This is a genomic window from Sedimentitalea todarodis (assembly GCF_032595355.1).
GTDB lineage: Bacteria > Pseudomonadota > Alphaproteobacteria > Rhodobacterales > Rhodobacteraceae > Sedimentitalea > Sedimentitalea todarodis.
In genome coordinates, this window is sequence record NZ_JASMWN010000009.1 from 143,647 (window position 1) to 169,653 (window position 26,007).

A 26,007-nucleotide genomic window follows, 5' to 3' on the forward strand; every position below is an offset into this window, starting at 1 on the left:
TCGTTGCGGCGACGTTACTATGTACCATTGATTTCCAATCAAGATCGGAGCTTTCGCATGTGACCATCGTTGCATCGCAATTGCGACAACCTATTGTAGAACAGTGGATGTCCATTTAACGTTTCAAACGTTCGGACGCGGTGCCTCCAGTTCGCCGAAACAAAGGTAGTACAATGTCGCCGAAGACCATGATCAAGAGGAAACGCTATGCTTGAAGTCTGCAAGTCGGGCCTAATTGCACTGACAATTTCAACTTTGACTGCAACGATTGCGTCCGCCGAGCCGGTTAAGGTCAAAGTCTTTATCGGCTCGATGTTTGAAATTGGCGACAACACCGGCGATCGAGCTGGCGAGTTTCAGCATTGGTTTTCGAAATACTGGATGGATACCGAACCGCAGGAGGTCTTGGGCGCCTTCCGGCCAGTGCATTGCAGTGATGCTGGTATTTGCGGGTCTGTATTGGGAATGGGAAAGGTCAATTCGTCTGCATCGATGCAGGCGATCCTGCTGAATCCCAACTACGATTTTTCCGAAGCTTATTATGTTCTTGCCGGCGTTGCGGGAACGCCGCCCTCAAGGGGCACAATCGGTGACGTTGTCTGGGGAACCTGGCTTGTGGATTACGACCTCGGCCATCGCTGGGCACCGGAAGAAGGCGAGCCAGGCGCTCCCGTTTTTATCCCACGTTCGGGTTACGAAGCTTACCGCCTGTTTGAATTGAACCCGTCCCTTGTCGCCTGGGGTGTCGCCTTGTCTGACGACGTCGAAATGCGAGACTCCCAAGCGGCGCAGGAATACCGGCAGCGATACCCCGACGCTGCCGCTCAGGCCGCCCCCAGTATCAAAACCGGGACACATATGACAGGAGACACGTTCTTTCATGGTCCGGGGCTATCGAACGAGGCTCAGTATATGGCCGAACTCTATGGCGCGGATGATTATCTAATTACGGAGATGGAGGCTGCTGCGATCGCTTTAGTAATCGACCGCCAGCACGGAACTGACCGGATCGTCAGCTTGCGAGGTGCCGTGAACTTCGATCAGGGGAACCCGAACGAAACGACCCTTCAGCATCTTGACCCTGCACCTGGCGAAACCGCAGGTGGCTTTGCTGAAACGGTCGAGAACATTACCCTGGTCGGCGCGCCGCTGGTCGACAGGATCGTCGCCGACTGGGAGCACTGGAAAGACGGTGTACCGGCGCAGGACTCCCAATAGTGCAATCCTTAGGAACGCAGATTTTGCGCTGACGCCATTCCCATGGCGTTAGCCGCTTTGAACGAACGGGCGGTTGCATCCCGGACCAATCTCAACGTTTTAGTACCATCCGCAGTTTCTTCCATTGCTGAAAGGGAGCTCAATCACCGCCACTATCTGTACGACCACGGGGACCACGGCGATTGTTACTTTTTTGCGTACCAACCGTGAAGTAGAAATGCCTGAAAAAACTGGATCGGCAATTCAAATCCGGTTTTTCGCAACATCTCTTCAGTCTCCGTTGGCGATAGCACGCAGAGCGTGTCGCGCAACGTATCAGGAAGAGCTTGTAGCGATTCCGGCGTCGCACCCATCAGTGCCTGAACGCTTTCCCAGTTTTTCAGTATCGCTGGAAACTCAGCAGCATCGAGATCGTAGCAGATCTCCGTGCTGACGAAGGAACCGCCAAGCTTCAGCCTGTCATGAATATTCCGATAGAAGTCAAGTCTGTCCTCGTGTCCGATAAAATGAGCGACCAGAATGCTCAGCACAGCATCAAATTGCGGTCCGGTCGGTGCCTGCTCGACGTATCCGTGGATCAGGTCGCACCGGTCAAGAAAGCCTGCATGCGCCAAACTGTCACGACAGACCCCGAGCATCTCGACTGATGGATCGACGCCAACGAAAGTCCAATCTGGATAGATTTTCGCAAGCGAAAGGATTTCGGCGCCGGTTCCTACCCCGACGCAGAGAATTCGGGCCTCAGATGACAAATCCAAAAGAATCAAACGAACCAGAAAATGCATATTGTCCGAGATTTCCGAAAGCCGCCTATTCTTTTCGTCATAGCTTGTGGCCATTTTCTGGGAGAAAAACGCGGACGGCGAAGGCTTGGGCAGATTATCAATCAAAGGTTTGTATCCAATAAAGGGAAATCGGTTCCAGAACAGAATACAGCACTTAAACCACAGAACCCAATTGCTTGGTGGATTTTGTCGAACCTCGCCGAAACGTACTGTCAAACGCTCTTGGGTGCACTCGCGTTCGCTGAGAGCAACAGGCTCGACCTTCGCTCGGCGTTATCGCCCCTGACAGTTCGTCGCGATCTGTTTTGCAAGCGATCGTCGCGCAGGGCTTTCCAGCGCGACGGCACTGTTTTGAGGGGCGGGTCATCCCTACGCGATCGTCTCTATTCGGGCCTACTCTATCATGTGCGCGCGATATCCGCCTTGACGTTCCAGCATCCAGCCCGGGTATTCCGCGGGAAGCTCGGTCACCTTGTCGAGCGCGTCGAGTTCCTCTGTCGCCAGAGACACCTGTGTTGCGCCGATATTGTCATCCAGCTGATCGATCCGTTTCGCGCCCACGATCACACTGGTCACCGCGTTCTGCTGCAACAGCCACGCCAACGCCACCTGGGCTATTGAACAGCCCTTTTTGGCGGCAATGTCGCGCATTACTTCAATCGCGTCATATGCGCGGTCTTTGTTGATCGGCGGGAAGTCAAACTCTACACGCCGACCTTCCGCCGTTTTTCCGTCGCGATCATACTTTCCAGACAGAAAACCGCCGGCGAGGGGGCTCCATACCATCAGTCCGATATCTTCGGATTGCAGCATCGGGACGATCTCACGCTCAAGGTCACGGCCAGCCAGAGTATAGTGGGCTTGAAGCGAAACAATCGGCATCAATCTTCGTGCCTCGGCGATCCCCACTGCTTTGACAATCTGCCATGCCGCCCAGTTGGACAGGCCTACATAACGGACCAGCCCCTGCCGAACCAGCGTATCAAGCGCCTCCAATGTTTCGATCATGGGCGTCGCCGGGTCAAATCCATGGATCTGATAAAGGTCGATATGATCGAGTTGTAGTCGCGCAAGACTCGCCTTGGCCTGATCCATGATATGACCGCGTGAGGCACCCCGGGCATTGGGCCCTTCTCCCATCGGTCCCATCACTTTGGTTGCGATCACCACATCCTCGCGGGTGACGCCAAGGTTTCTCAATGACTGGCCAAGGATCGCCTCGCTACGTCCATTTGCGTAGACGTTGGCAGTGTCGATGAAGTTGATCCCCGCGTCGAGCGCGGTTCGGACCAAACCGTCCGCCTCCTCCTGCTGAAGCTGCCCGATCTGGCCCCACATGCCGTCTGATCCACCGAACGTCATGGTGCCAAGACAGAGTTCAGAAACGAAGAGACCGCTATTGCCAAGACGACGGTAGCGCATGAGTTGTATCCTTTGAAGTGATGCCGGTCCGGGTGGCAGCGGCATGACGTCAATCTAGGCGTGAACTGCCTGTATCGGCCACGCCGATCCTCGCGAAATCCTGCCCAATCCTCTCATACTGGCCGACTTGCTGATGGCATCGCTTAGGGAATTGGCTACAAAGAGGTTATGGATAATTGTTCGCTCGACTCTCTAAAGGCGCGCGCCTTGGCGCTTTGGCATGAACACGGTCGTGTAACCCCTTTGCCGGGTCTGGTCGTCGCCGTCACAGAAGGGCCGTTTCATGGCGTATATCAACCCTCACTCATTGTTGTTCTGCAAGGTGCCAAGATCAGCCGCCTCGGAGATCGTGTCTATCGCTATGACGCGGGAAAGTGCCTGATAGCGTCACTCGATGTCCCGATCCGCGCGGAAATTGTCACGGCATCTCGTGAAACCCCGTATATCGCATTTGCGCTCAATATCGATCCGGCGGTTATTGCCGAGCTGTTGTTGGAATTGGCCGGAGATGCTGCGCGCGCGGCACCAAGAGCCGATGCATTGGGTGTCCATCCTCTGCCCGGTATAATTGTCGATCCACTCGAACGCCTTCTGGCACTGGCCGAACGACCACAGGACATTCCGATCCTGGCTCCGATGATACGGCGCGAAATTGTCTGGCACCTTCTGAGCGGTTCTCAAGGGACGATGCTGCGTCAAATCGGTCTCGCAGATAGCCGCATGGCCCGCATCGGGCGCTCGATCGCCTGGGTTCGCGACAACTTTACCGAGACGGCCAATGTAGCACATCTCGCTGCGCTGGCCGGAATGAGCCCGGCCACGTTTCACCGCCATTTCAAGGCTGCAACGGCGATGACGCCAGTGCAGTTTCAAAAGCAGCTACGCCTACAAGAAGCCCGCCGGCTGTTGCTCTGCGAAGGCTCGGACGTTTCTCAGGTTGGGTTTTCCATTGGATACGAAAGCCCCTCTCACTTCAGTCGCGAATACCGCAGAATGTTTGGCGCGCCCCCAGGCCGCGACAGCGCCGATATCCGTCGTTCTGTCACAAGCGAAACCAGTATTTGAAACCGCGGCCCGACGACAGACCCGGCCATTTTCGTGATGACACAAAACTGCGGCGCCCCCGCCCAAACAGCCATCTCTGCGCCATGCCGCATTGATAAACATGATGTCGGAGCAAGCGTAGCTAGGCTACCTCCATCAAGCCTTAGGTCGCCGCTGAAACACGCCAAATGATGTCACCGACGTCATCCGCCATCAGCAGGGATTTACCATCAGGCCCCAAGGTCACGCCGACGGGCCGCCCGTAAGCCAGCTTCTCATCCTCAGACAGAAAACCGGAAAGGATATCCCGCGCCGGACCACTGGGTACCCCGTCCGCGAACGGCACGAAGATCAGCTTATAGCCGCTCAACTTTGACCGGTTCCATGATCCGTGCTGGCCGATCACCATGCCAGAGCCGAAGCCCGGCAAGGTGCCCTCAGGCATCCAACACAGGCCGAGCGATGCCGTGTGCCCACCAAGCGCGAAATCAGGTGTAATCGCCCTAGCGACCATGGCGGGGTCTTGCGGGACGCGATCGTCCACTGTTTTCCCCCAATAGCAATATGGCCAGCCGTAGAAGCCTCCGTCCTCGACGGATGTTAGGTAGTCGGGCGGTGTTTCATCGCCCAGGCCGTCGCGCTCATTGACAACGGTCCAGAGTTTGCCCGTCACCGGCTCCCAGGCCATGCCGACGGCATTGCGCAGGCCGGACGCAAAGATACGGGCCTGCCCGGACCCAACATCCAACTCCCAGATCGCGGCACGGCCTTCCTCGACTTCCATGCCCTGATCGCCGATATTTGTAAGAGAACCGACGCCGGCGTAGATTTTCGTGCCATCGGGTGAGACAATCAGGCTTCGCGTCCAGTGACCATGCGACTTGAACTCAACCAGCGTCTCTCCACGGCCCGACAGCGAGGTGTCGCCCGGCGTGTAGTTGAAGACTTTAATTCTGTCGGTATTGCCGAGGTAGAATCGGTTTCCCACCAGGGCCATGCCGAAAGGTTGGTTCTGGTCCTCTACGAAAACCTCTCGGATCTCCGCTTTGCCATCCCCGTCAGCGTCGCGCCACAATGTGACCCGGTTTGCGCTTTTTCCGATCGCCTTGACCCGCCGCATCGTTGCCTGTGCGGCATGATCCATCAGCGTCCGCGGCGGACCAGCCTGTTCCTTTGACTCCGCCACCAAAACGTCGCCACTGGGAAGAACCTCGATCCAGCGGGGATGATCCAAGCCAGAGGCGAATGCGTTCACCGCCAATCCCGGCGCGCAGGTTGGCAGGCGCCCGTCCTTCCAGCCCTCTGCCGCAGGCATCTTCAGGGTCATGATCCCTTGCTTGCGCGCGGCGGGGATCTCGGGGGCAGCACCGAATGCTTGATGTGCAGGCGATCCCAAACGCCGCACAAATGCGACGGTGCCACCCACCAAGGCTGTCGCTCTGGCGATGAGGTCCATTTTGCCACCTCCCTTTTGCCCAGTTAGGTTACCTGAAGGCAGACACATTCGACAGCGAAATCGCGGAAGGATAGCAATCAAGCCGCTGCGGAGAACCAATCTGTAGAATTGGCTTAGCACGGAATGCGACCATTGGCCCGCCTTCGAAATCACTGCAGCGAGAGACAAATTTGAATTCAGCTCCCCGTCCCACAGGTGCTTCCTGAACCTTGCCCAACTATCGCTCTCTAGATGGACCACGCTCTAGCCACGTTGATACATCATCACGATCCCTGCCGCGATCCCGATCCACAGACGTCCTCGGCTCGCTATCAGCGGAGCGAGAAGCTGAGCGCACCGGACCCACATCGCGGGCCAACGCCGCCCGCTCAGTCGTCACATCGGTCAGGCGCCTGGAAAAATTCTCGACATCCCTGGCCAATGTTTGATCTTCGGGGTCAGTCGATTGCGCCAGTACGGCTGCCGCCGCGGAATAGGTGTTCATCACACGGTTTCTGCGGGCAACGATCGCGTCATCCCATGGTTGACCAGGGAGCTTGCCTCCATGATCCGCCACATCCCGTCGCACTTCGCGCCGCTTGGCCTTGTCGACTGTGACCACCTCACCGCGCTGGCGGATCTTGTAGACCGGGGTGCGCTCTCCCCGGCGTGTTACGCCTCTTGCAGATCGAGGCGTTGACTCTGCCTCAATGCCGCGCTGCCGCAGCTTTGCGGCAAACGTATCGCGCAAATGTTGCAGGTCGGCCTTGCGCAGGTTCAGCTTCACGCCGTCATGGCCGACCGTTCGCACCGTCAAATGCACATGCGGATGATTGGTATCTGTATGAAGCGCCACGACATAGTCGTGCCGTGCACTAAACTCTTGCTCAGCCAGGGACCTCACCGCATCTTTCAATGCAGCGGCGTTGGTATTCCCGGGCATGGAAAACACGATGCTGGTGGTGATCCGCGTGCGATCGGTCGCCAGCCCATTGGCGCGGTCCTCATCATGGTTCTGCATCCATTCGGCGAACAGCTCGGCAGTGGCTGATTTTCCGGAAAGACGATCGCCTTGGCCCGTCTCTAGCTCGATCTTGCCGTTGCGACTGATGTAATCAAGATGCGCCGACACCCGCACACCTTCAGTCCGACGGTTCACCTGGATCGGATTGCCATGCTTGTCCATCTTGGCTGGCTTTGACACCTTCACCATGACCTCCGGCGCGCCACGCACAACGCGTGCCAGCCGCGCCTTGTCAGCGGCGCTGATCGACGTGGCCGTTGAGTTGACCTGAGCCGATGCAGAAGAACCAACCGATCTATCGCCGGCTCCGTCACCCCCAGAACCCGCAGCTTCCTCCTCGCCAGTCGAGAAAAACCCCGCTGCCGGGGATCGAACCGACCGACCGCTCGCAAGGTTGGACCAGCAATCCTGAAAGCCCAGCTCGGTTTTCAAATCACTCATCTCGCACCACCACGCCCGTCTGGAATTTGAACTGACCGCCGGCATATTTCGCGAGGTCTGCCCTGAGCGCCTGAACGTCCCGACGCAGCGCCTGCAGTTCGCCCTTCGCTGGCGCGTAACTGTCGCCAGTAAACACACCCCGGTTCATCACCGTCGCAATCTGGTTGAGATTGGTGGCCATGCCCCGGAGCTGGCGAAACCCCCACTGGATGGGCTTGCGCTCTTGCGTCACTGGTTGAGGCGCCGATCTCACCCGAGCCGTCAGCAGTTTCGCCGCCCAGGTTGAGACTGGAACGCCCTGCCCTCGCGCTTCAACGTCAAGCGCATGGCGAACCTCTTGACCAAGCCGCACCGTCACCTTGCCTTCGCGGCGGGCCTTTGTCGGCCTTTGTTCCGGCACATCCGCATCACCCGACACGGTTTCGATCACCTGCCGCAGAAACTCGGATGGCGACAGACCGTGCTCGGCTGCAACCGCTTCAAAGCGGGTCTTGCTGGTGGGGGCGATGCGGGTTCGGAGGAGTTCTGATTTCTGGGGCATGTTCAATTCGTGCTACATTGCTGGCGTCTAGCCTATCCTGCATTAGTCTCTTCCTCCACCCAATTTGTGCTCCGGGAGCACATTTTAGAGTAGCAGGTGTTGCGAGAAGGAAGCGCGCCTCCCACGCTGGCACTTCATTGCCAGGCCGAACCAGGATCAGTTACCCACACCCCCGACGCTCCGATGTTTGGCGTCTTCGCTTTCGGGGGCGCAAGGTCGAGGCGTTTTCTCCCAAGGTCGAAAACACCGCGACTGGATAACTGATCCTGGTTCTCGATCTGCTGTGTTGGCCGAATGCGATCCGGCCAGGAGAGGACGTGACTGACCAAGTCCTCAGCAACATGACCGGGCAGACGTTGACGGGTGTGACTTTTAGTCTTCGTCTTTCGTCCAAGTGGTTAGGCGCAGTCCATGTCCGTCCTCACAACGCCACAACTTCCAGCAGTTCGATGTCGCTCAGCGCAATCTCCTCAACACGTTCGCCATTGGCAAAGCTCACCATGAGCGCCTTGTTTGAACGCGCCAGTCGATCCGTCAGTATTCTGCCAATATCCTCACCGTGACGACAAAGGATGGCAACCGCTCCGGTCGGGGAATTGGGAACGGCATTACCCGCCTCAGTGCTATTTTCTGCGGCGGGCTCCGGCAAGGATGATGGCGTTGATGCAGGCCGGTCCCGCGCGTCAGTACCGGTTGTCATCTCGCGCGGCACCGCTTCAAGCGACGATCGCAGCATCGCAACACTCGTGCGCGAAATGTCCTCCGCGGATGTAGTCGCGACAAAGGCACGTGCTGCAGCCTCATCTTTTTTCCAGAGCGAATTGAGATCAGACAAGGCCAGAATAGGCGCATTGGCCTGCGCCAGCGCCTTAAGTTCATCCGGCATCTTCGCAATACCCGCATATCTGGACACCGCGGATTCACTCCACCCCAAGGCCCCGGCAATCTCGGCCCGCTTCTTTCCGTCCTTGCGCATATGCTCGACCGCCTGTGCGATCTCCATGGTTGTCAGGTCGGCGCGCTGAACGTTTTCCGTCAACTGGATCGCCTGGAGCTCTGCAGTAACCTCCCGCACCATCGCCGGAATGGCTGTCAAACCCGCAAGCTGCGCTGCCCTCCATCGGCGTTCACCCATGATGATCAGGTGTTTACCATCCGCATTCGCCGGCTGAACCGTGATTGGCTGCAAGACACCCTGCTCTCTGATGCTCTCGCTCAGGGATTGCAGCTTCTCCTCATCAAAAATGCGGCGCGGCTGATCAGGGTCGGCTTCGATGCTGGACAGGGCAATAAAGGCAACGTTGCCGGCATCAGGCCGTTTACCCGCCGTGAAACTGTCCAGTTTCCCGGATGCGGCGAGCTTGTCCAGCGTGCTTGTCAGGCTGCGTGCCATATCAGGTGTCTCCATCAATCTTTGCATAAAACCAGTCAAAGAACGCGCCAAATTCGGCCGCCGCTTCCTTGCCGCTCCGGGTTCTGATCTCAGACAGCGCGGTTCCCGCCTCCTGCGCCTGAACGTATGCTGTGCGGTTGCGAATTGCATGTGGCACCAACAGTCGCTCAAAGGCCTCGGCGACTTTGACAAGCGCATCCCGCTCAACCTGCTTCACCGCGTCGAACCGCGACGGCAACAGCCCGACAAGCACAAGGCCCGGATTGTGCTCCTGCGCGGCAATGAAAGCTTCCAGAACTCCCTCGATGCCATCGAGTGAGAACTTCTTCAACTCGATCGGCACCAGCAGATGGTCCGATCCCAACAGCGCCCCATAGACCACCTCAGAAAAGCTGGGAGGCGTGTCAATCACGCAGTAATCGGCGCCACGGCTTCCAACCAGGCCATTCCTGACATTGACCAGAACATCATCGGAATTCTGCGCCAGAAGATCCTTGTGACCGGAGAGAATACCGATATCGCCGGCGTTCAGTTCTGCCTCGACAGGCTTTCCCTTTGTCACCAAGTCGAGCGCGCTTCCCAGATCGTTGACGCCCTCGAACGATCCCGTGAAATTGCGCTGGCTGTCGAGATCGACGCCGATCACCGAATGACCCTTGGTCGCCAAGGCATAGACAAGCTGGCTGGCAATGGTGGTCTTGCCCACCCCGCCCTTGTTGTTGGCGATGATGATCTTTTTCATGGGTGCGCGCTGCCCCAAAGAACGTGCGATCCGCTATTATTCTGTTTCGGCATGAAGGTCCTGTCTGCTCGATTGTTCTACCTTGGAGCGAAGAGATAACCCACAAATCGCCCGACTTTCGCCGAAGTGCAGCATCCGTTTGGGGGCCGCAACTGGAATGCGTCTCAAGTCGGAGGACGCGCCAAAGTCTGCCGAAAATCTGATTGAAAAACTGCTTTGAGGAACAGCTCAATGTCCGAGGCCCGTTGAGGCAACGTTCATAAGTTGTCAGCTCATTCAGAGCCGCCGGGCCAACATCAAGCCGCTGACTTGATGATGCATGGGGTCACTCCCGTCTGAATCTCTGGGCAGTTTCGCGTCATGTTCTCGAAATGGGTCTTGAGCGAACATGTGCAGCCTGTCATGTTAAGAAAATCCAACTTATGTAACACGTAACTGAGGTCATGTTAAAGCCAACCTACATTATCCCAAAGTTGCCTCCTCCGGTCGTTCTGGAGACGGTACCGGTGCTGAAGAGCCTTAATCGAGCCTCACGCGCCCTCGCGACTCTAAAGGGGCAAGCAAAGACAATCCCGAACCAAGGCATCCTGATCGACACCCTGGCCCTCCAAGAGGCCAAGGCATCCTCCGAAGTCGAAAACATCGTCACGACTCAGGACGAGTTGTTTCAGGCGGACGTATTTCCCGGTGATCCACAGTCTCCCGCTGCCAAGGAAGTGGCGCGTTATCGCGATGCATTGCGGCTGGGACATCGTCGGCTGGTCGAGACGGGAGGCCTTGTTCCGAACTCGACCCTCATCGATATGTTCCGTCTGCTGAAGGATCGAGACGATGCCTTCCGGATGACGCCCGGCACGGCTCTAAAGAATGAGCGCAGTGGGGACACGATCTTTGTCCCGCCACAAGATGCGAACGAAATCATTCGGCTGATGAACGATCTCGAGCGGTTCGTGAATGATGATGAGCTTTCGGACCTTGATCCTCTCGTCAAGATGGCGCTGATTCACCACCAGTTCGAAAGCATCCACCCCTTCGCGGATGGAAACGGGCGGATCGGACGCATCCTGAATGTGCTCTACCTGACGCGGACCGGACTGCTGGACATTCCCATTCTCTACCTTTCGCGCCACATAACCCGCCATAAGAGCGAATACTACCGGCTGCTACAGGCGGTGCGCGACGATGGCGCTTGGGAAGACTGGGTCATCTTCATGCTGGACGCCGTGGCCGACACAGCCGACACCACAGCACGGCTGGTCGACGGTATCGGCACGCGAATGCGCGATGCGAAGCATCGGCTGCGATCGGAACTGCCGAAGATTTATAGCCAAGAGTTGCTGAACAACCTGTTTCGGCACCCCTACACCCGGATTGAGTATGTTCAGAACGAACTTGGGATCACCCGTCAAACAGCGGCGCGGTATCTCGACACTCTTTCCGAAAATGGCTTTGTCGAGAAGCACCGAGCCGGGAAGAGCAATTACTACATCAACACAGCGCTCGTGCGGTTGCTATTGACGGTGTCGGAGGAGGCGTAATGCCGGTCCCGGCCGGTGCGCATTCAGAGATGACATAGTATCAACACGAATGAAGTCGGCTGAATGTCCGGCTTCAAGGCCCGGCAGGTTCAAAATGCTGCGTTTTCGTCAGACGGCTTCCCGCCGTTCGTGTTGGATGCGGCAACGTAGGGCTTCGTCTCACTACCCGAATTGCCGTGGGCGATCCCCTGGCAAGATGCCAGGTCCAAGCGAAGCGCCGGGCGGTGCGTGGGGAGGAGCCCTGGCTCTTTCACACGCACCGTCACCTCTGAAACGCTGATCCTGATCACATCAGGCGCAATGGAAAACCCCCGCCTTTGAGAGACGGGGGCAGTTGTCGGTGGAACCGACGGGGAAGTTATTTACCTTACCACAAATTGCGCCTCCGAAACAGCCAGCATCGCCTTTTGCTGTGGTGTCATGGGGCGAGGACGCTCACGCGGCCCGTTCCTCCTTGTGTCCAGCCGTCGCGGCAGACGATGCCATGATAAAATCGACGGCCTTCTGGGCCTCCGATGCGGCTTTGAAAATCATCCCCTTGTCATTCTTGAGCGCTTCAATCCAACCTTCAATATAGGCAGCGCTCTGATCAAATTGCGGTGCCACGCCCAATGTCACGCCAAGAATGCAGGCGCCGATCTCGGCCACCAATTCTTCAAACGCATAGGCTTTGCGATCCTGAAACTTCGCGAACCGATCCAACCGTTTCGCGCTGCCAGACCAGTGGATTGATTCATGGGCCAAGCTGCCGAAAAATCCAGCCGCGTCATGGAACGTCGCAATCGGCGGCATGTGAATGTGATCCTTCTCGATACTGTAATAGGCGCGCGGATCCTCGCTGGTGATGATGACCGCTCCGGTACCAGCAAAGAATGCGTCAAGCGTCGGATCTGATTTGGTGCCGAGATCACGCGGCGGATCGGGGCGGATGTAATATTCTTCCGGCAACCCTTCGATGTCATCCGCGTTGAACACATTGTTGAACTTGGCAAAGCGCCGGATGGTCGTTTCTTCCCCGGCGGGCTTGCTGTCATCCTCCTTTTCGATTGTGCCGTAGAAAACCGATTTCGCGGCTTTTGCGCCCTTCTTCACGGACCCTCCGAGATCCTGCGCCTGCTTGAATGTCATCCAGCGCTCGGAGGTCAAACCGCGCATATGGGCGGTGGCCCACAGCATGAGAATGTTGATGCCCTTGTAGGCTTCGCCGTTGTGACGCACGGGCAGACATGCACCACCGGTGCTGCCGGTCCAGGGTTTGCGCCACGGCGGTGTTCCGGCCTCAATCTGAGCGATGATCGTATCGGTGACGTGCTGGTGAATATCAAAACGTGTCTTGGCCATTTGCTGTGCTCCTGTGCGGTGTCGCCGGGGGTCGGCCCCGTTGGTTTCTGGTTTTGAGCGAAGCGCATTTGCGCGCCCGTCTCTAAAACCTGACCCGCTGGCGAAGTGCCGGAGTGAGCAAGTGCCACCAGAATCGACCGGGTTGGTGCGGCCCGCAGGCGCAGCCGAGGACACGGCCCGGTCTATTCTGGTTGCGCGCGCGAGAACCCAGCGGGTTCTAAAGCACCGTGCCACCGCGGCGTTCGGCTTGCCCGAACCCCAAGGCACAAATGAGAATTGGCAAGGGATCAACGATCCTGCGCCACCTGCAAAAGCGATCGAAACCCGAAGGGGCGGATCAGCACATCCCTGGGCGACCATGCCGCAAACTCCGTGCCCTGGCTCGGCAGAGACCGGGCCCGGGGTATTGCGGCAGGAAGACCGGGGATGCGATGTTCCGGGCGCAAGCCGCCATGCGGCTGAAGCCTGAGAGCGCGGTCACGAGCCCAAGGCTCGGGATTTGCCAAGAACAGATATCCGCTGCTCACTCCCGTCGTTGGTCAGTTTTCAAGCATGCGGTGAGGTCGCATTGTTGCGCGCCGATCGGAGCAAACACAGGCAGGCACTGGTGCGTTTCCTCAAACCCGCAAGAGTGGCGTATTGACTTGATCAACGGTCATCTCTTGGACCCGCGACCGAGACCGAGAAAGGACGCGACACACCATATGAAGTGGAACACGTCGAAGCCCACACAACACTTGCTATTGTTCCGCATTTGTTCTAGGCTGAGTATCAAGATACCGGAGGCCCCTTTCATGCAACCGACTTCAATCGAAACGACAGCCACATCCTTCAACAGCAACGACTATCATGTCGTTCCCGCAACCGAGAAACAGATCCGGTTTGCCCGCAACATCGCGCAGCGCACCAGGGTGGAACTACCGGCAGACCTCACAAGCGATCGGCGCCGGTTGTCTCGTTGGATTGACGCCCATCGCAAACAAGCCGCCACTTCGCCGTTCTCCAATTATCCATCTTCCAAACAGGTCGCATTTGCCGAACGGATTGCCCGGATCAAAAACCGCGATGTTCCCCGTGAGTGCTTTCGGGACAAGACACTGATGTCCAAATGGATTGACAGCAACCGCTAGGCGTTTACCGATCAGTGCAGCAATTGCTCATGGTTCGACAGTCACACGGGATCCACTCCGGGAAGGAACCCTGCGATGTTTGTCCGGCTTGAAAAGATCAACCCTGCGAAACGCCAACGGCGGTTCTACGTGATGAACGTCGCACAGACCCTGTTCGGCGAATGGTGTCTCATCCGGGAATGGGGCCGCATTGGAGCGGCAGGCGGACAGAGGATGGTCGACTACACCGCCTCCCAAGAGGACGCGGAAGCCGCTCTCAGAAAACTCTCTGATCAGAAATGTCATCGGGGGTATTGTCAGTGTGACTCTCAACGCGTTTTCTGACGCGGGTTTAAGACGTCCACTTCAACGTCGAACCCGCCACGGGAAAAACGTCTGCGCTCATGATCTTTCTGTCAAAGGCCATTGCTGCGCTGCATGAAGCACACGCAAGATTGTCACGGCGGCCGCAGTCTCAGCATAGACCACGATGTAGTTGGGGCGCACGACCATCTCGCGCGCTTCATCTACCCGACCCACACGATACATCTGCGGATGCTCCGGCAGGCGAGATGTCTTGTCATCGATTTCGTCTTTCAGCGCTTGAGCCGCGTCGGGATTGTCGTCGGAAATGTAGTCGATGATCGCGAACAAATCAGCGATGGCCAACGCACTCCACTCAAGAACCGGCACGACGTTTTTCGTCAATCAACGCCTGGGCGTCCTGCATCGCCTGAGTGTGAGGGACAGCCGGGCGAGGATCGTCCAGGGCTTCCTGCACCTTTGCGCGAAACCAGGCGTCATAGGCATCCGGATCAGTGGTCAGCCCCGCAGGTAATCCACCTTCCCTTGCAACGCGTGTCAAAAGAATGCGGACCGCATCCGAAAGCGTCAGACCAACGCCGGCGAGGGCGTCCGCAGCTTGAGCTTTGAGCTGGTCGTCGACGCGGACATGAAGCATTGAGGTTCGGGCTGGCATTGAGCATCCTCCTGAGCGTGAATGTATCTCATTTGAGATGCGTCTTCAACCCAATGGATGCCACATGAACCCGATCAACTTTCGACAAGCGGCACGCATCCCGCGCAGCGGCTCCGTGCTGGAATGACGCGCTTCGCGCTAAATTTAGCGCGAAGCGGTAGTGCGCCAATCCCGAGCAACCCTGACAAGGTGGAATGCGCCCGCCGCAAATCGAGGACCTTACTCGAAGTCTATCTCAGGCATCGTCGCCCGTGGTTTCGCGAGCACGCCATCTTCGGTGATTGCGGCAATCGAAGTCGGCGTGCGACGCGAGAGTTCGACCCCATCGCCGGACATCATGGCGTCGACAAACTCGGTTTTCTTCAGGACTGAGCCATCGGATTCCACGTAGGTCATGTCACCGCCACGTTCATGTGACACCGATCCGTCAGCCTTGATCCGCACCCAGGCCCCGCCCACTTGTACAGAAATCATGTGATCTTCGACCACCACGCCTTCCCAACTGACATCAGGATCACGGCGCAGCACGATCTTGTCCGGGCGCAGCTTGATCTGAACATCGCGCGGCCTGTCCTTGTCGATCGTACTCACGACCAGAAACGCTTCCTGCTGCTCGGGATCGGAGTGGATCGTGGCATTTCCGTTTTTGGGTGGCCAGACATTCGCCTCCGCCCGCCGATTGCCCTGCGGGTCCCGGTGAAACCCGATATAAAGTTGGGCCGAGCGCCATATCCGCGCCAGAGGGGTCTTCGTCACAGTCATGGATCGCACCTTTCACAACAGGGTTGGTTGCACAAGTTCATCGCTTCTCAGGATGAGCAGGCAGGGCGGTATTCCGCCCTGCCTCGCTGTCTCAGCCCATTCCCTCGGGGAGCCAAGCTGCAAGAATTGCCTCCTGCGCATCGCTCAGGCCAAGCGCGCGACGCACAGCGGGGTCGGCAAACAGGGTTTCCAACTTCTCGGCCTTTTCACCTTTTTTCAGTTTGGCGAAACCGGTCACGGTCGCATGATCTTCTGGCAGGTCCAGAAGTTCACGCCACAGGGAATTGAGATAGGCGGCCCCAACCCGGGAAAAGAAGTTTTCGGCAGTCGGTGTCCAGACCTCACGGATCGAGGTCGAGACCCTCTTGTCGATCAGACCGGCCAGTTTCTCATCCTCCACCGTCAGCAATGCGGCGAGATGGCGGGTCAGCTCCGCCATGATATGCTCCATGCCCTTTGCTTTGAACGCACGGAACCCACGGGCCAGATCACTGCCAAACGGGTCCTTCGGAGTGCTCGCCGGGGTGGTCAGGCGATCATCCAGCGCATAGCCTGCCGCATCGGTCGAGGGCAGGTTTGCCACGTCACTGGCGCTCAGGCCAAACGGGCGGCGATAGCCTGCCTTGCCCGTCAATTGAAACGCCAGCAGGGCGAGGATCATGTCCGGATCGCGCAAGGCGGCATGTTGCCGAGCCCCCGTGGCGACGCAGGCCAGATCAGCCGCCAGTTTCTGGGAGATTGGCGATTTCGGCTTGTCCGCCGAAGCTGCGCCGGCGTCGTGTTGTGAAGCTTCCAGAACGCCTGTCGCAATGGCGGCGTCCTGATCCTCGCGCTTGATCAACCCGCGAAGTGCCGACAGTGCGCCATCGTGGCTGACATAGACCATGGCCCCGGCCAGCGCTGTCTGCTGATCCGAATAGGCACCCTCGGTGATCGCTTCCAAAGCCGCGAACTCGGCACGCTCTGCTTCATCCAACGGCCCGTTGTCGGCTTGGTCTGCCAAGGCATCATGACGCGCGGATTGATCTTCGCTCAGCACGCCTTCCTCTTTGTAGACGCGGGCAAAGCCGTGGTCGCGCTGCATCTCATACCAGAACGGGTTGCTGTCGTCGGAGGTCATGATCCAGGCCCAGCCTTCATCCTCTTGGAGTCGACCCGCTTCTTCTTCCAGCTTCTCGGCAAACAGACGATTCAGGATGTCTGGATTGTCAAACAGGGTCTCATCCTCAAAGAGATCCTGAGTGACGGTGCCGCCTTCTGCTTCATAGGCCCCCTGCCCGACAAATTGTGCCTTGCGATTGTCGCCATCAACTGCATCGGGTTTCAGGGCGCTTCTGATCTGGTATTCGTTGAACCAGCCGCTCTTTGCCCGTTCCAGCACCTCCAGGATTTTCTTGTGATCCTCACTGACAGTCATGGCCTTGGCCTGGCCCATGCTGATCTCTTCGGATTTCAGTGCGTCCAGTACAGGGCCGGGCAGGCCCGCCAGCGCAAGGCGACGGCGCACATGCGCCTCGGTCACTCCGAACGCCTGGCTGATCTTGCCGATGGACAGCGCCTTTTCCGCCATTCGTGCATAGGCGCGCACCTCGTCCACCGGGTCCAGCTCTTCGCGTGCGGTGTTTTCCGCATTGGCCCATTCCTCGGCCACATGCGTTGACGCGGCCATACGGACCGGAACGGTTGCCAAGTCGGGGCGCTCGGCCACAGCGATGGTCAGCGCGCGCAGGCGGCGACCGCCAGCGACGATGCCCACCTTGCCCGCATTGTCGCGCAATCCGGCAAGGTTCTGGATCAGGCCGCAAGCCGTGATGCTATCCGCCAGAAGGGCAATACCCTCCTCGGCCACCTCCTGACGCGGGTTCAGATCGGACAGGTACAGATCGGCCAGCGGCACGTATTCGATGATTTCAGCAGCAGTCTCTGCGACGATGGTTGTTTGCGTATTCATTGGGTCATTCCTTGATAAAGATCGGTGCTTTTGTTTGGGTTGCCCTACCCCGACGGTGTAGAGCGAGGGGCCTAGGCCCGGGCTTGTGTTTTCAAGAAAGCGAGGCCGATCTTGGCGGAGAGACCTTTCCCGATTGCGGTTGAAATCAGTATTCGCTCGGACACATGATGGTCAGGGCGCGTTGGGTGACCGTCGGATCAAACGGGCGCTCGGAGCCGTATCTGAAGTCCAGGTCATAGAGATCGACCTTCCAGAACAGCTTTTGGTCGCCGACCGTCACCGATCCGAATGTGTGATCGCCCCAGGGGTCGTTATCTTCGGTGAACTGCGTATCGGTGGCCACCGCCGCCAGTGCAGCCGCCTGGAACGCGGCCCCCTCACCTGACACGCCGGGGGTCACGAGAACCTGCCCCTTGATGCCCTTCTGTTGCATCTCATACGCCGCCACAGGATCGATCAGAGCGTTGCGGAACAGATCATTCTGCTTGGCAATTTCTGCCGCCTGCTGGGCGGTGTCGTGTTCGATGTCGCTTGCGGTCTCGACTTCCATAGTCAGGTCTCCTTGTGTTGATCCCTCCGGGGGTGATCCCCGAATGGCGCTGGTTTTGAGCCAAGCCCTGAAAGGGCGTCGTCTCTAAAACCTGCCACGTGGCGAACGCGGAGAGGGGCGAGACCAGACAAATCGACAAGGGGGGTGCGGCCCGCAGGCGAGAGCCGAGGACACGGCCTTGTCTATTTGTCTTGTCCGAGGGGGGAGGCCGCGCCTTCCCCCTGACGGGAAGGCGGCGTTTGGCTTGTCCAAATCCCGCCTGACCCAGCAAGAATTGGCAAAGGATCCCCGATCCTGCGCGAGCGCAAAAAGGATCGTCACCCGAAAGGGCAGATCACCGCGGGTTGAGACGACCCTGCCGCAAAGCCCCTGCCCCGGCTCGGCAGAGACGGCGCGGGGGCTATTGCGGCAGGGAGTTCAGGACGTGGGGTTCTGGGTGAAAGCCGGCCTGCCGGCTGGAGCCTAGTGCCTGGTCCCGAGACACAAGGCTCGGGATTTGCACCGATACTGGTCGTCGGCTGTTTCAAGGCAGTGCTGTGTGGATCAGCTGGTCATCAAATGCGTTCGTCATTCCGCCTTTGCCAGCGCGCGCTCCATGACTTCAACGTCGAGCAGACACTGATATCAGTTACATCAAATCGAGTTCTGATTCTTCGGATCAGCGCAAATGCGCCGTGAGATCGGCCGCGCGATTAAAGAACGCTGATCTTTCAATAATATAGCTGCCCTCACATCGAACGGACGGCACCGTAAGAGCACCGGATTTGAGCGCGCGTGCCACAAAAAGTCCAGAAAATTCCATATTAAATCCAGCTTGTGTGAGCAGGATTACAGAGTTCCAAGGCAAGCTGTGGCAAGACTTGGATATTGTAACGATGATCCTGGCAACGAGTACGGAATAGGTGAGTGGTGAAGGTAACGAGTTCTTCGTAATTGAGCGAAGGTGTTCACGAACAATTTTATCAAGTGCCGGGCGCAAGGGAGACCTTGCGCCCAATTTTATGATCAGGGCCGTGGCCTACAGCATCTACACACGACCCCGATTAGACGTCCGCTTGTTAGATCAACGCCGCAGCGCAGCGTTCGCATCCCTGCCATTCCTGCATCTTGCAGCATTTTCGATGAGCAGCTGATCAGGGCGGAACAACGGGCCGGCTCACCTGCCGCCCGGCATGGGGCCGAATTCACTCACAATTCACCCCAACTCGACCGGACCAAACCGTGCAAATAGAGCGTCAAGCTGCCGTCGGGGGTCGCCGCTCGTCCCGCCATCGCATCGCGATCTCAGCGACGAGTAGATACGGCACAAAAAACGCAACGACCTGGATCTGGTCGAATAAACCTGTGAACTCCTTGTTAGAGGCGAGGCCACCGGTTGCAGCGTACCAGATGGCGTAATGCATGCGATATATCCATGACGCGACCGCGAGTACGACCAAGCGCACGGCCCAAGCGAAATGGCGACGCAAGTCCTTGGCCATCGCGTAGTAAACCGTGTTGACCGCCGTCCAGATCATCGCAGTGCCATAGATGGCGAACCACAGACTCATCCACCAGCCGCCTATTGTGCCATTCAGCGTAATGTAAACGAGCCCGCCAAGCCCCGTGGTGACGGCCAGCACGAAAAGAACATATCCGAACCGCCGGTGCAGACCGGGCCAGCGGCGCCTGACGATCGGAAGCGCCTGAAGTGGTGCGCCAAAGGTCAAAACGGCACCCGCAATCATGTGCAGTGCGATTACTGCATTGGCCAAAGTGCCATCTTTCTGAAAGACACGCGATACCTCGCCCGGCGATTGAGAAACCAGGCCGCGCACACCCAGATCGCCGGAATAGACCACGAACCAGCCCGTATTCAGGGCCAGCACCGAAAGGAGCAAAGTCGGCAGGTAACGCTGCATGCAGATTAGATAGCGCGCATCCTGGGTCAAAGCCACTGGCCAAGCTCTTGGCAGTGGCTTCTTCCGCGACCGATCTTCCAGTGCTGCTCACAATCAAGACAAGCCGAAAACACGCACATTGATTGGCCCACATCGAAAAATCTTCGCCATTGGGGAACTTCGTCAAGAGATCGCGATGCTGCGCCACGGCCTGTCCTAGGAGCCATTCGCTGCGACCGCATGATTCCGGTGCCGGTGAACTCACACTGGGCGGGACAGACCGGAATCGCACTACTGCTGCGAATGTGGGTGTAAGAGAGGCGACTAGGGTTTCTGTGCCTTGATGATCAGTGCTGGCATATCGAACTCAACCCCTCCGTCTCCGGCGGAGAACGGCGCCAAGGCGTGCTCGGACGCCTCCACCAGTCGTTCGAACTGCTTGTCTGACAAGACGCCTCCGAGCGTCCACACGCAGGCTCGCTCGGTCGAGACCATTGCGTCAATCGACCGGAAGCGAACCTCGCCGCTGTGCCGTACGATCTCTGCATCGACAAAACCTGCTTTGTGGCAGATGTCAGTCAGCCGCTCTGCATCGCCGAGAATAAATGGAGCTCGAAAGGTGGTCCCAACGTCTTTGCCGAATAGCTGATCGAGCAGGAGCGCAAAAGCGCCGTAGCCTGGAGAATTCTCGACCGCGTCACACACCGCCACGGCCAACCGTCCCTTGGGCTTCAGGACCCGCATCATCTCGGTGAGCGCTTTCGGCCTGTCTTCGAAGAACATGAAGCCGAACTGGCTGACGACCGCGTCAAAGCTGTTGTCCGGGAAAGGCAAGTTCTCGGCCTTGCCTTCCCGCCACTCGATCTGCCCTGGCTTGCGGCACGCAACAGCCAGCATTTCCGGATTGGCATCCAGTCCGACCACCGAGCCCGATGGCCCTGCAATCTCGGCGGCGGCGAGCGTCGCCGCGCCAGTTCCGCAGGCCACATCCAGAACGCGGTCGCCTGTCTGCACCCCGGCTTCGGCGCAGACCACCGGTCCCCACTGAGCAAACAGGGCTGGCACGAATTGCGCATCATAAACCTCCGCCGGCGGGCGTGTTTTCTGCTGAACAGTCATCCTGTATCTCCTTCTGTTGGACGTTCTGGGCGCGACGGCTGGGCACATCGCGGCAATGAGGTTATCCTGAGACATGGCTCGGACCCATGACCAGACGTCTCATTCACATGCTGGATCGTCCACGGTTCAGCGCCAGCCGGTCCTCTGTCAGGACTCGGCCACCGACCCGCTGTCCGACGTGCTGCGGATGGTGAAGCTGACCGGCGCGGTGTTCCACCTGGTTGAGGCGACATTCCCCTGGGGCGTGGATGTTCCCCGGGCGCGTGACTATTCCTCGATCATCTTGCCCCGCGCACAGCATGTGATCTCTTACCACATCATCCTGAAGGGCTCGGGCTGGGTGGGAATTCCGGGCGGGGCTTCGACCTGGTTCGAGGCGGGCGACATCCTGGTGCTGGCCCACGGCGACGCCTATTCGCTGCTCAGCTCGCCAGGTCAGACGCCCGAGTACGACCGTGCGGCGACCATCGGTTTCTTCCGCGAGTGGATGGCCGGCAAGTTGTCCTTCGTTACTCGCGAAGGCGGCGGTGGCGCGGGCGGCACCGAATACATGTGCGGCTTTCTCGGCTGCGACCTGCGCCCGTTCAATCCGGTGCTCTCGACACTTCCGCAGTTGCTGCGCATCCGGCAGTCCGGACTGGACCGGCAGGATCTGCTGGGACGCCTGATCGACCTGACGCTTGCCGACGCGCGCCTGCCGCAGCTGGGCGGCGAAGCCATCCGCCTGCGGCTGAGCGAACTGATCTTCGTCGAGGTGATCCGTCTCTACCTGGACTCCCTGCCGGCGCACGAAACCGGTTGGCTGTCGGGACTGCGCGATCCGGCCATCGGCAGGATCCTGACCCTGCTCCACGACCGCCCGGCCCATCCTTGGACGCTCGCCTTGCTGGCCGAAGAGGCGGGCATGTCTCGTTCCGCCATGGTGGCGCGCTTCACCCACCTGATCGGGCATTCTCCGATGCAGTACCTCACTCTCTGGCGCATGCAGATTGCCGCTCGCCTCTTAGCCGACAGTTCCATGAAGGTGGCTCGGGTCGGGCGCGAGATCGGTTACAAATCCGAGGCGGCGTTCAGCCGGAGATTCAAGAAAGCGGTTGGTCTATCTCCTGCCGACTGGCGCAAGAAGACGATCGCGGGTGTTTAGACCCAACATCGAGACCCGTCGCTGCATTCAATCCGAAGGTCTCAAATGTCCCTCACGCGATCCGGGCGTTGTCCTTAGAAACTTCGCTGCGCCTTGTTCGACCGGCCGCATTTCCTTCTGCCATGCAGCGTATTTTTTGACCGTGCAGTGGGTGATTGTGCCGCGAGCACGCGCATCGAGGAATCGGCGATCCTGCAGTCGACGCTGACCGGACCTCTTCAGCGCAGAACGAAAGCGCGATTTCGCTGCCCGCTGGAGCAAGATGGGCAGACCACGCGTGATGCCTATGGCCTGATAACCTTCAACCCTGTCCGCCTCACGAAGATGATGGAAGGTAAATTGAACAGCGGCAGACTATGACAGGACATGGTAGGGCCACGGCCTTTCTTCAGCGGCAGGCCGGGCTGGGTTCGATCAAGCGTTTGTATATGCGATTTTTCATCCACCGACAGCACAACCGCATGGGCGGGCGGCAACGCATCCGTTAGCATCTCTGGCATCAACGACCGCCTTGTGCGTTCAGCCGATCCCGTCGGACTGCCCAAGGATGTGGCCGGGCATTCATTAGGCCATCCGAAGAGTGCCGGAGGGCCGTCACCATCGTTTCCGCTCTGCGGCTTCATAGCTCTGGTTGCGTCGGACCGTCCTCTATCCGGGCCGGGGAATTTGGCAGGCGGATGCATAGCCCAAGCCTCGCTTCATTGCAGGGAACATGCGTACACTTGCCGCTCCTAATGACAACTCGGTGCGCACGTCGCGGCCAAACCGGGCCTCGATTTTGTCACCCAGCTCTGCGGCCTGAACAAGATCGCCGGATGCGATGGCGGTTCCAAATTCATATGCGAGCGCGTCTTCCGCGCTGTCCGGCTTGCCCGCCAAAGCGTGCTTGACCCGTTCAGAGCCAACCCCCTCAGACAGCGCATAACTACGCACCGTTTCGATACACGGGCCGCAATCCTCGGAGCGCACCGAACCAAGGCAAGCCATGTGAAAAAGCGGCGCCGACGCGTGATGACGATGACCAGAGAGCAGCATCCCATGTTGGAACCTTTCGGTCATGAAGCCGCCGGCGCACGAAAGATCGTCAATGTAGGGCTCGTTCATATCGCGCATCAGCGACACGAACGCGAATTTCGGCAGGGGAACCGGCGACACGTGCTGGCGCAGCAGTTGGATGAAAACGCCGGCAAATACGAGCAGCGGCGGGCCCAGAACACCCGGAGCATCGCGCCAGAATATATCCTGGCTACAGATTCCAATGACCACTTCGTAGATATGAAGCACCCCATGGGCAAACAGCCAGAGGTTTCCAACGATGGCTGCCCCCCATCGAAGGCCGGGGTGAAGCGCCGCAAATCCCAACACCACACCGGAGCCCAGATATGCTAATCCGATGTCTCGAATGAAATGGACGTTTGCAGGGCCGGTCGCCTTGACCGTATCTACGAACCCATACCAACCCAGCGGATTGATTAGCATATAGAGGCCGAAGAAAAATGAGAACAGTGCTGCCGATCCGATCAGGATTTGCACAACGCGATCTATCGCGTCAAATTTGCCGTACATTTGTAATCCCTGCATTATTCGGATATTTTATATCCAAATAAAATGCAGCAGTAAAGGATCATATGCTCAATGAAGATCAACAAAGGTGTCGAATGGGCAGCACATGCATGCTCTCTGCTGGGGCCTTTATGGCCCGACAAGGGTTTGCCGCTTTCGGCGCTTGCGGAATTTCACGAGTTGCCGGAGGCCTACATGGCCAAGCAAATGCAGGCCCTATCAAGAGCAGGCATTGTGAAGGGCGGGCGCGGGCGCAATGGCTTCTACGTGTTGTCAAAATCTCCCAAGGAAATCACATTACTTGATATCTTGTTGGCCGTTGACGGCAATGAACCGATGTTTGTCTGCACCGAAATCCGACAAAACGGACCCTGTGCGCAGGCATCGGAAGACTGTACCTCGCCGTGCGGTATTGCTGCTCATTTCGCCAGGGCAGAGCGGCAATATCGTGCAAGCCTTGAAAAAATTGACCTTGAATCACTCAACGCAGGCGTGATCAGCGACCTCAGCCCCGACAATCTTCGAGACGCCGCGGACTGGTTGTCGGAAAACCATCGCACACTTGGCTAGCCGAAACTGGTTCAAATAACCCAAGCCAAGGAGTTCTTTGACTGACATTCTGAATTCGATCGGCGCTGCGCTCAAAGCACACTTCCCCAAAACCCCAAAGCTGCGACCGGTACAAACAACCAACCCTGAGGCAAGTCCGCAAAGGTCAGGTTGGCTGCTGAAAACTGTCCCAGACCGATGCCCCAAGCCGCAAACAGCAACGCCATCACACTCCCGACAACGGCAAGATCGGTGCTGCCGCCCCAAAGCGCGGGCCACAGAAACAGCACGCTCATGGTCGCAAGGCTGATGGAAACCAGGTGCCAGCAAAAGTAGGCGACGTATTTCGGGCTTTTCTCAAGGTCGGAGGCCTTGAGCAGAGGGCGTGCAACGCCAGGCCCTCCGGCAAAGATGTGGATAAGGGTCCACAGTGCCGACAGAAGGCCAGCAAACAGGATAGGGAATGACATTTTGATCTCCATCTGTGCTCGATTTGGGCTGAAACGGGGTACATTGCGTTTTTGAAGGCGACTGTCCGGTCTGTTTCATTTCAGAGGCCGGACCGTTTGAGACCGCCTGTGCGCAGGAACGACACGACTGCTATTCAAAGAGCTTGAAGGCCAGGATGGCGGCAATTGGAAAGAAGAAGACCCAGGAGAGGTGCCGTCCTCTTGTCGCAAATACGGCGGCTAGACCGACGATCGCACAGGCGACGGCGATGGACGCCAGGACCGCTGTTGCCGTCAATCTTTCGTCCATGCTCATCGCAAAGAGGATTGCCGCTTGGCTCCACCAAAATAAGGTCAAGGCGTGCCAACCAAACCAAAGCGTCAGGCGTCCGTTCCGCTGGCTGCCCAAGATAACCGGGAAGTCACTTCTTCTCAGCAAAGGCGCAACGAGCCTTCTTCCTCCTAGAAAGCTATGCATCGCACCAACCAGTACGAGCAGAACAGCTGCAATCACTAACAACGTTCGCCTCTCCTCAAACCATCTCTGCGACTCTAATTCGGACAATTACTATCCGCTTTTATAGCGCTCGTAAAGGTGTCTTCGGGCCTGCTGCAATGTAGCGAGGGTTCCTGATCCTGTTTCAGACGTCGCGCGCGGTGAAAATGCTCGGGCATCCCTGCAGAATCCGCGCTGCATCAGGTCTATGGCGGTAAGATCACAAGCCTGTCAGACATGCCGTGCCAGGAAGAACAGCATTTTTGCACTGCCTGTCATCACCCAGTCGTTCGGTTTGCTCATCAAGCGATGCAGCCGTAAACCACAATCCCCATAGCACCGAAACCTGCCCGCGCTTTCCTCCTTGTCAGATTTGTCGCCGCTGCAGTTCACGCTGACAGCAGCCACAAACCTAAGTGTCCGATTCAAAACGGAATGAATGATTTCACCCTGTTGCGAGATGTCGGGTCAGTCGCCGGATATGGGCGATCAGCAGCCAAGCCTCGGCGCTCTCGATGGATTTCTCCCAATC

Annotated in this window: 25 protein-coding genes and 1 pseudogene; 7 read left to right on the forward strand and 19 right to left on the reverse strand. The window is 58.0% G+C overall.

Annotated elements, in window-relative coordinates; all coding sequences use genetic code 11:
* Positions 1-207: 207 nt before the first annotated feature.
* On the forward strand, positions 208-1,218 hold the full coding sequence (locus QO231_RS12910) for a purine-nucleoside phosphorylase (protein WP_316776896.1): 1,011 nt from the start codon (positions 208-210) through the stop codon (positions 1,216-1,218).
* Positions 1,219-1,403: 185 nt separating this feature from the next.
* Here the strand turns inward: QO231_RS12910 and QO231_RS12915 are convergent, their stop codons facing one another.
* Positions 1,404-2,108 carry an SAM-dependent methyltransferase gene (locus tag QO231_RS12915; RefSeq protein WP_316776897.1) on the reverse strand — a complete coding sequence of 235 codons (705 nt, stop codon included), beginning with the start codon at positions 2,106-2,108 and terminating at the stop codon, positions 1,404-1,406.
* Positions 2,109-2,396: 288 nt separating this feature from the next.
* Positions 2,397-3,425: an aldo/keto reductase gene (locus QO231_RS12920; RefSeq protein WP_316776899.1), complete on the reverse strand. Its 1,029-nt coding sequence runs from the start codon at positions 3,423-3,425 to the stop codon at positions 2,397-2,399.
* A gap of 168 nt (positions 3,426-3,593) precedes the next feature.
* Here QO231_RS12920 and QO231_RS12925 point away from each other — a divergent pair, with 168 nt between their 5' ends.
* Positions 3,594-4,490 carry an AraC family transcriptional regulator gene (locus QO231_RS12925; protein ID WP_316776902.1) on the forward strand — a complete coding sequence of 299 codons (897 nt, stop codon included), beginning with the start codon at positions 3,594-3,596 and terminating at the stop codon, positions 4,488-4,490.
* A 142-nt stretch (positions 4,491-4,632) separates the two neighbouring features.
* Here QO231_RS12925 and QO231_RS12930 read toward each other — a convergent pair whose 3' ends face one another.
* From QO231_RS12930 to QO231_RS12950, 5 genes are all read right to left on the reverse strand, one after another.
* Positions 4,633-5,925 (reverse strand): PQQ-dependent sugar dehydrogenase, encoded by a 1,293-nt coding sequence (locus QO231_RS12930; protein ID WP_316776905.1) that lies wholly within the window; start codon positions 5,923-5,925, stop codon positions 4,633-4,635.
* Between the two features lie 217 nt (positions 5,926-6,142).
* Positions 6,143-7,369, reverse strand: coding sequence for a relaxase/mobilization nuclease domain-containing protein (locus tag QO231_RS12935; RefSeq protein WP_316776908.1), 1,227 nt, complete (start codon positions 7,367-7,369; stop codon positions 6,143-6,145).
* Positions 7,362-7,910 (reverse strand): plasmid mobilization relaxosome protein MobC, encoded by a 549-nt coding sequence (gene mobC, locus QO231_RS12940; protein WP_316776911.1) that lies wholly within the window; start codon positions 7,908-7,910, stop codon positions 7,362-7,364. Before mobC ends, QO231_RS12935 begins: the two co-directional genes overlap by 8 nt.
* 421 nt (positions 7,911-8,331) lie before the next feature.
* Positions 8,332-9,303, reverse strand: coding sequence for a ParB/RepB/Spo0J family partition protein (locus tag QO231_RS12945; protein ID WP_316776914.1), 972 nt, complete (start codon positions 9,301-9,303; stop codon positions 8,332-8,334).
* 1 nt (position 9,304) lies between these two features.
* The gene (locus tag QO231_RS12950) at positions 9,305-10,045 is read right to left on the reverse strand and encodes a ParA family protein (RefSeq protein ID WP_316776917.1); all 741 of its coding nucleotides are present in this window, start codon (positions 10,043-10,045) and stop codon (positions 9,305-9,307) included.
* 506 nt (positions 10,046-10,551) lie between these two features.
* On the opposite strand from QO231_RS12950, the gene QO231_RS12955 reads away from it, so the two are divergent.
* The gene (locus QO231_RS12955) at positions 10,552-11,583 is read left to right on the forward strand and encodes a Fic family protein (RefSeq protein ID WP_316776919.1); all 1,032 of its coding nucleotides are present in this window, start codon (positions 10,552-10,554) and stop codon (positions 11,581-11,583) included.
* A 435-nt stretch (positions 11,584-12,018) separates the two neighbouring features.
* Here the strand turns inward: QO231_RS12955 and QO231_RS12960 are convergent, their stop codons facing one another.
* On the reverse strand, positions 12,019-12,924 hold the full coding sequence (locus tag QO231_RS12960) for an ArdC family protein (protein ID WP_316776921.1): 906 nt from the start codon (positions 12,922-12,924) through the stop codon (positions 12,019-12,021).
* A gap of 794 nt (positions 12,925-13,718) precedes the next feature.
* Between QO231_RS12960 and QO231_RS12965 the strand changes: the two genes are divergently transcribed.
* Positions 13,719-14,054, forward strand: a complete 336-nt coding sequence (locus QO231_RS12965) for a hypothetical protein (protein ID WP_316776924.1) — start codon at positions 13,719-13,721, stop codon at positions 14,052-14,054.
* Between the two features lie 75 nt (positions 14,055-14,129).
* Entirely contained in the window at positions 14,130-14,378 is a 249-nt protein-coding gene (locus tag QO231_RS12970; RefSeq protein ID WP_316776927.1) for a WGR domain-containing protein, read from the forward strand.
* 57 nt (positions 14,379-14,435) lie between these two features.
* On the opposite strand, the gene QO231_RS12975 is transcribed toward QO231_RS12970, so the two are convergent.
* The 7 genes from QO231_RS12975 to QO231_RS13005 all read right to left on the reverse strand — a co-directional run bounded on the left by QO231_RS12975 (position 14,436) and on the right by QO231_RS13005 (position 21,274).
* Positions 14,436-14,741: a type II toxin-antitoxin system RelE/ParE family toxin gene (locus tag QO231_RS12975; protein WP_394356599.1), complete on the reverse strand. Its 306-nt coding sequence runs from the start codon at positions 14,739-14,741 to the stop codon at positions 14,436-14,438.
* The gene (gene relB / locus QO231_RS12980) at positions 14,713-15,012 is read right to left on the reverse strand and encodes a type II toxin-antitoxin system RelB family antitoxin (RefSeq protein ID WP_316776928.1); all 300 of its coding nucleotides are present in this window, start codon (positions 15,010-15,012) and stop codon (positions 14,713-14,715) included. Before relB ends, QO231_RS12975 begins: the two co-directional genes overlap by 29 nt.
* A gap of 219 nt (positions 15,013-15,231) precedes the next feature.
* The gene (locus QO231_RS12985) at positions 15,232-15,774 is read right to left on the reverse strand and encodes a hypothetical protein (protein WP_316776930.1); all 543 of its coding nucleotides are present in this window, start codon (positions 15,772-15,774) and stop codon (positions 15,232-15,234) included.
* A gap of 91 nt (positions 15,775-15,865) precedes the next feature.
* Positions 15,866-17,725, reverse strand: coding sequence for a ParB/RepB/Spo0J family partition protein (locus tag QO231_RS12990; protein ID WP_316776932.1), 1,860 nt, complete (start codon positions 17,723-17,725; stop codon positions 15,866-15,868).
* Between the two features lie 145 nt (positions 17,726-17,870).
* The gene (locus tag QO231_RS12995) at positions 17,871-18,275 is read right to left on the reverse strand and encodes a DUF3768 domain-containing protein (RefSeq protein WP_316776935.1); all 405 of its coding nucleotides are present in this window, start codon (positions 18,273-18,275) and stop codon (positions 17,871-17,873) included.
* 1,235 nt (positions 18,276-19,510) lie between these two features.
* Positions 19,511-20,212, reverse strand: a complete 702-nt coding sequence (locus QO231_RS13000; RefSeq protein ID WP_316776938.1) for a DUF2306 domain-containing protein — start codon at positions 20,210-20,212, stop codon at positions 19,511-19,513.
* Between the two features lie 267 nt (positions 20,213-20,479).
* The gene (locus tag QO231_RS13005; RefSeq protein ID WP_316776939.1) at positions 20,480-21,274 is read right to left on the reverse strand and encodes a methyltransferase domain-containing protein; all 795 of its coding nucleotides are present in this window, start codon (positions 21,272-21,274) and stop codon (positions 20,480-20,482) included.
* Positions 21,275-21,347: 73 nt separating this feature from the next.
* On the opposite strand from QO231_RS13005, the gene QO231_RS13010 reads away from it, so the two are divergent.
* Entirely contained in the window at positions 21,348-22,418 is a 1,071-nt protein-coding gene (locus QO231_RS13010; RefSeq protein WP_316776942.1) for an AraC family transcriptional regulator, read from the forward strand.
* Between the two features lie 362 nt (positions 22,419-22,780).
* Here QO231_RS13010 and QO231_RS13015 read toward each other — a convergent pair.
* Positions 22,781-22,891 (reverse strand): annotated as a pseudogene (locus QO231_RS13015) (IS630 family transposase); the annotation flags it as partial.
* A 175-nt stretch (positions 22,892-23,066) separates the two neighbouring features.
* Entirely contained in the window at positions 23,067-23,984 is a 918-nt protein-coding gene (locus tag QO231_RS13020; protein WP_316776945.1) for a hypothetical protein, read from the reverse strand.
* Between the two features lie 69 nt (positions 23,985-24,053).
* Here QO231_RS13020 and QO231_RS13025 point away from each other — a divergent pair, with 69 nt between their 5' ends.
* Positions 24,054-24,551: an RrF2 family transcriptional regulator gene (locus tag QO231_RS13025; RefSeq protein ID WP_316776947.1), complete on the forward strand. Its 498-nt coding sequence runs from the start codon at positions 24,054-24,056 to the stop codon at positions 24,549-24,551.
* 71 nt (positions 24,552-24,622) lie between these two features.
* Here the strand turns inward: QO231_RS13025 and QO231_RS13030 are convergent, their stop codons facing one another.
* Together QO231_RS13030 and QO231_RS13035 are read right to left on the reverse strand one after the other, a co-directional pair.
* Positions 24,623-25,000: a hypothetical protein gene (locus tag QO231_RS13030; protein WP_316776950.1), complete on the reverse strand. Its 378-nt coding sequence runs from the start codon at positions 24,998-25,000 to the stop codon at positions 24,623-24,625.
* A gap of 130 nt (positions 25,001-25,130) precedes the next feature.
* Positions 25,131-25,499 (reverse strand): hypothetical protein, encoded by a 369-nt coding sequence (locus tag QO231_RS13035; RefSeq protein ID WP_316776951.1) that lies wholly within the window; start codon positions 25,497-25,499, stop codon positions 25,131-25,133.
* Between the last annotated feature and the right edge of the window lie 508 nt (positions 25,500-26,007).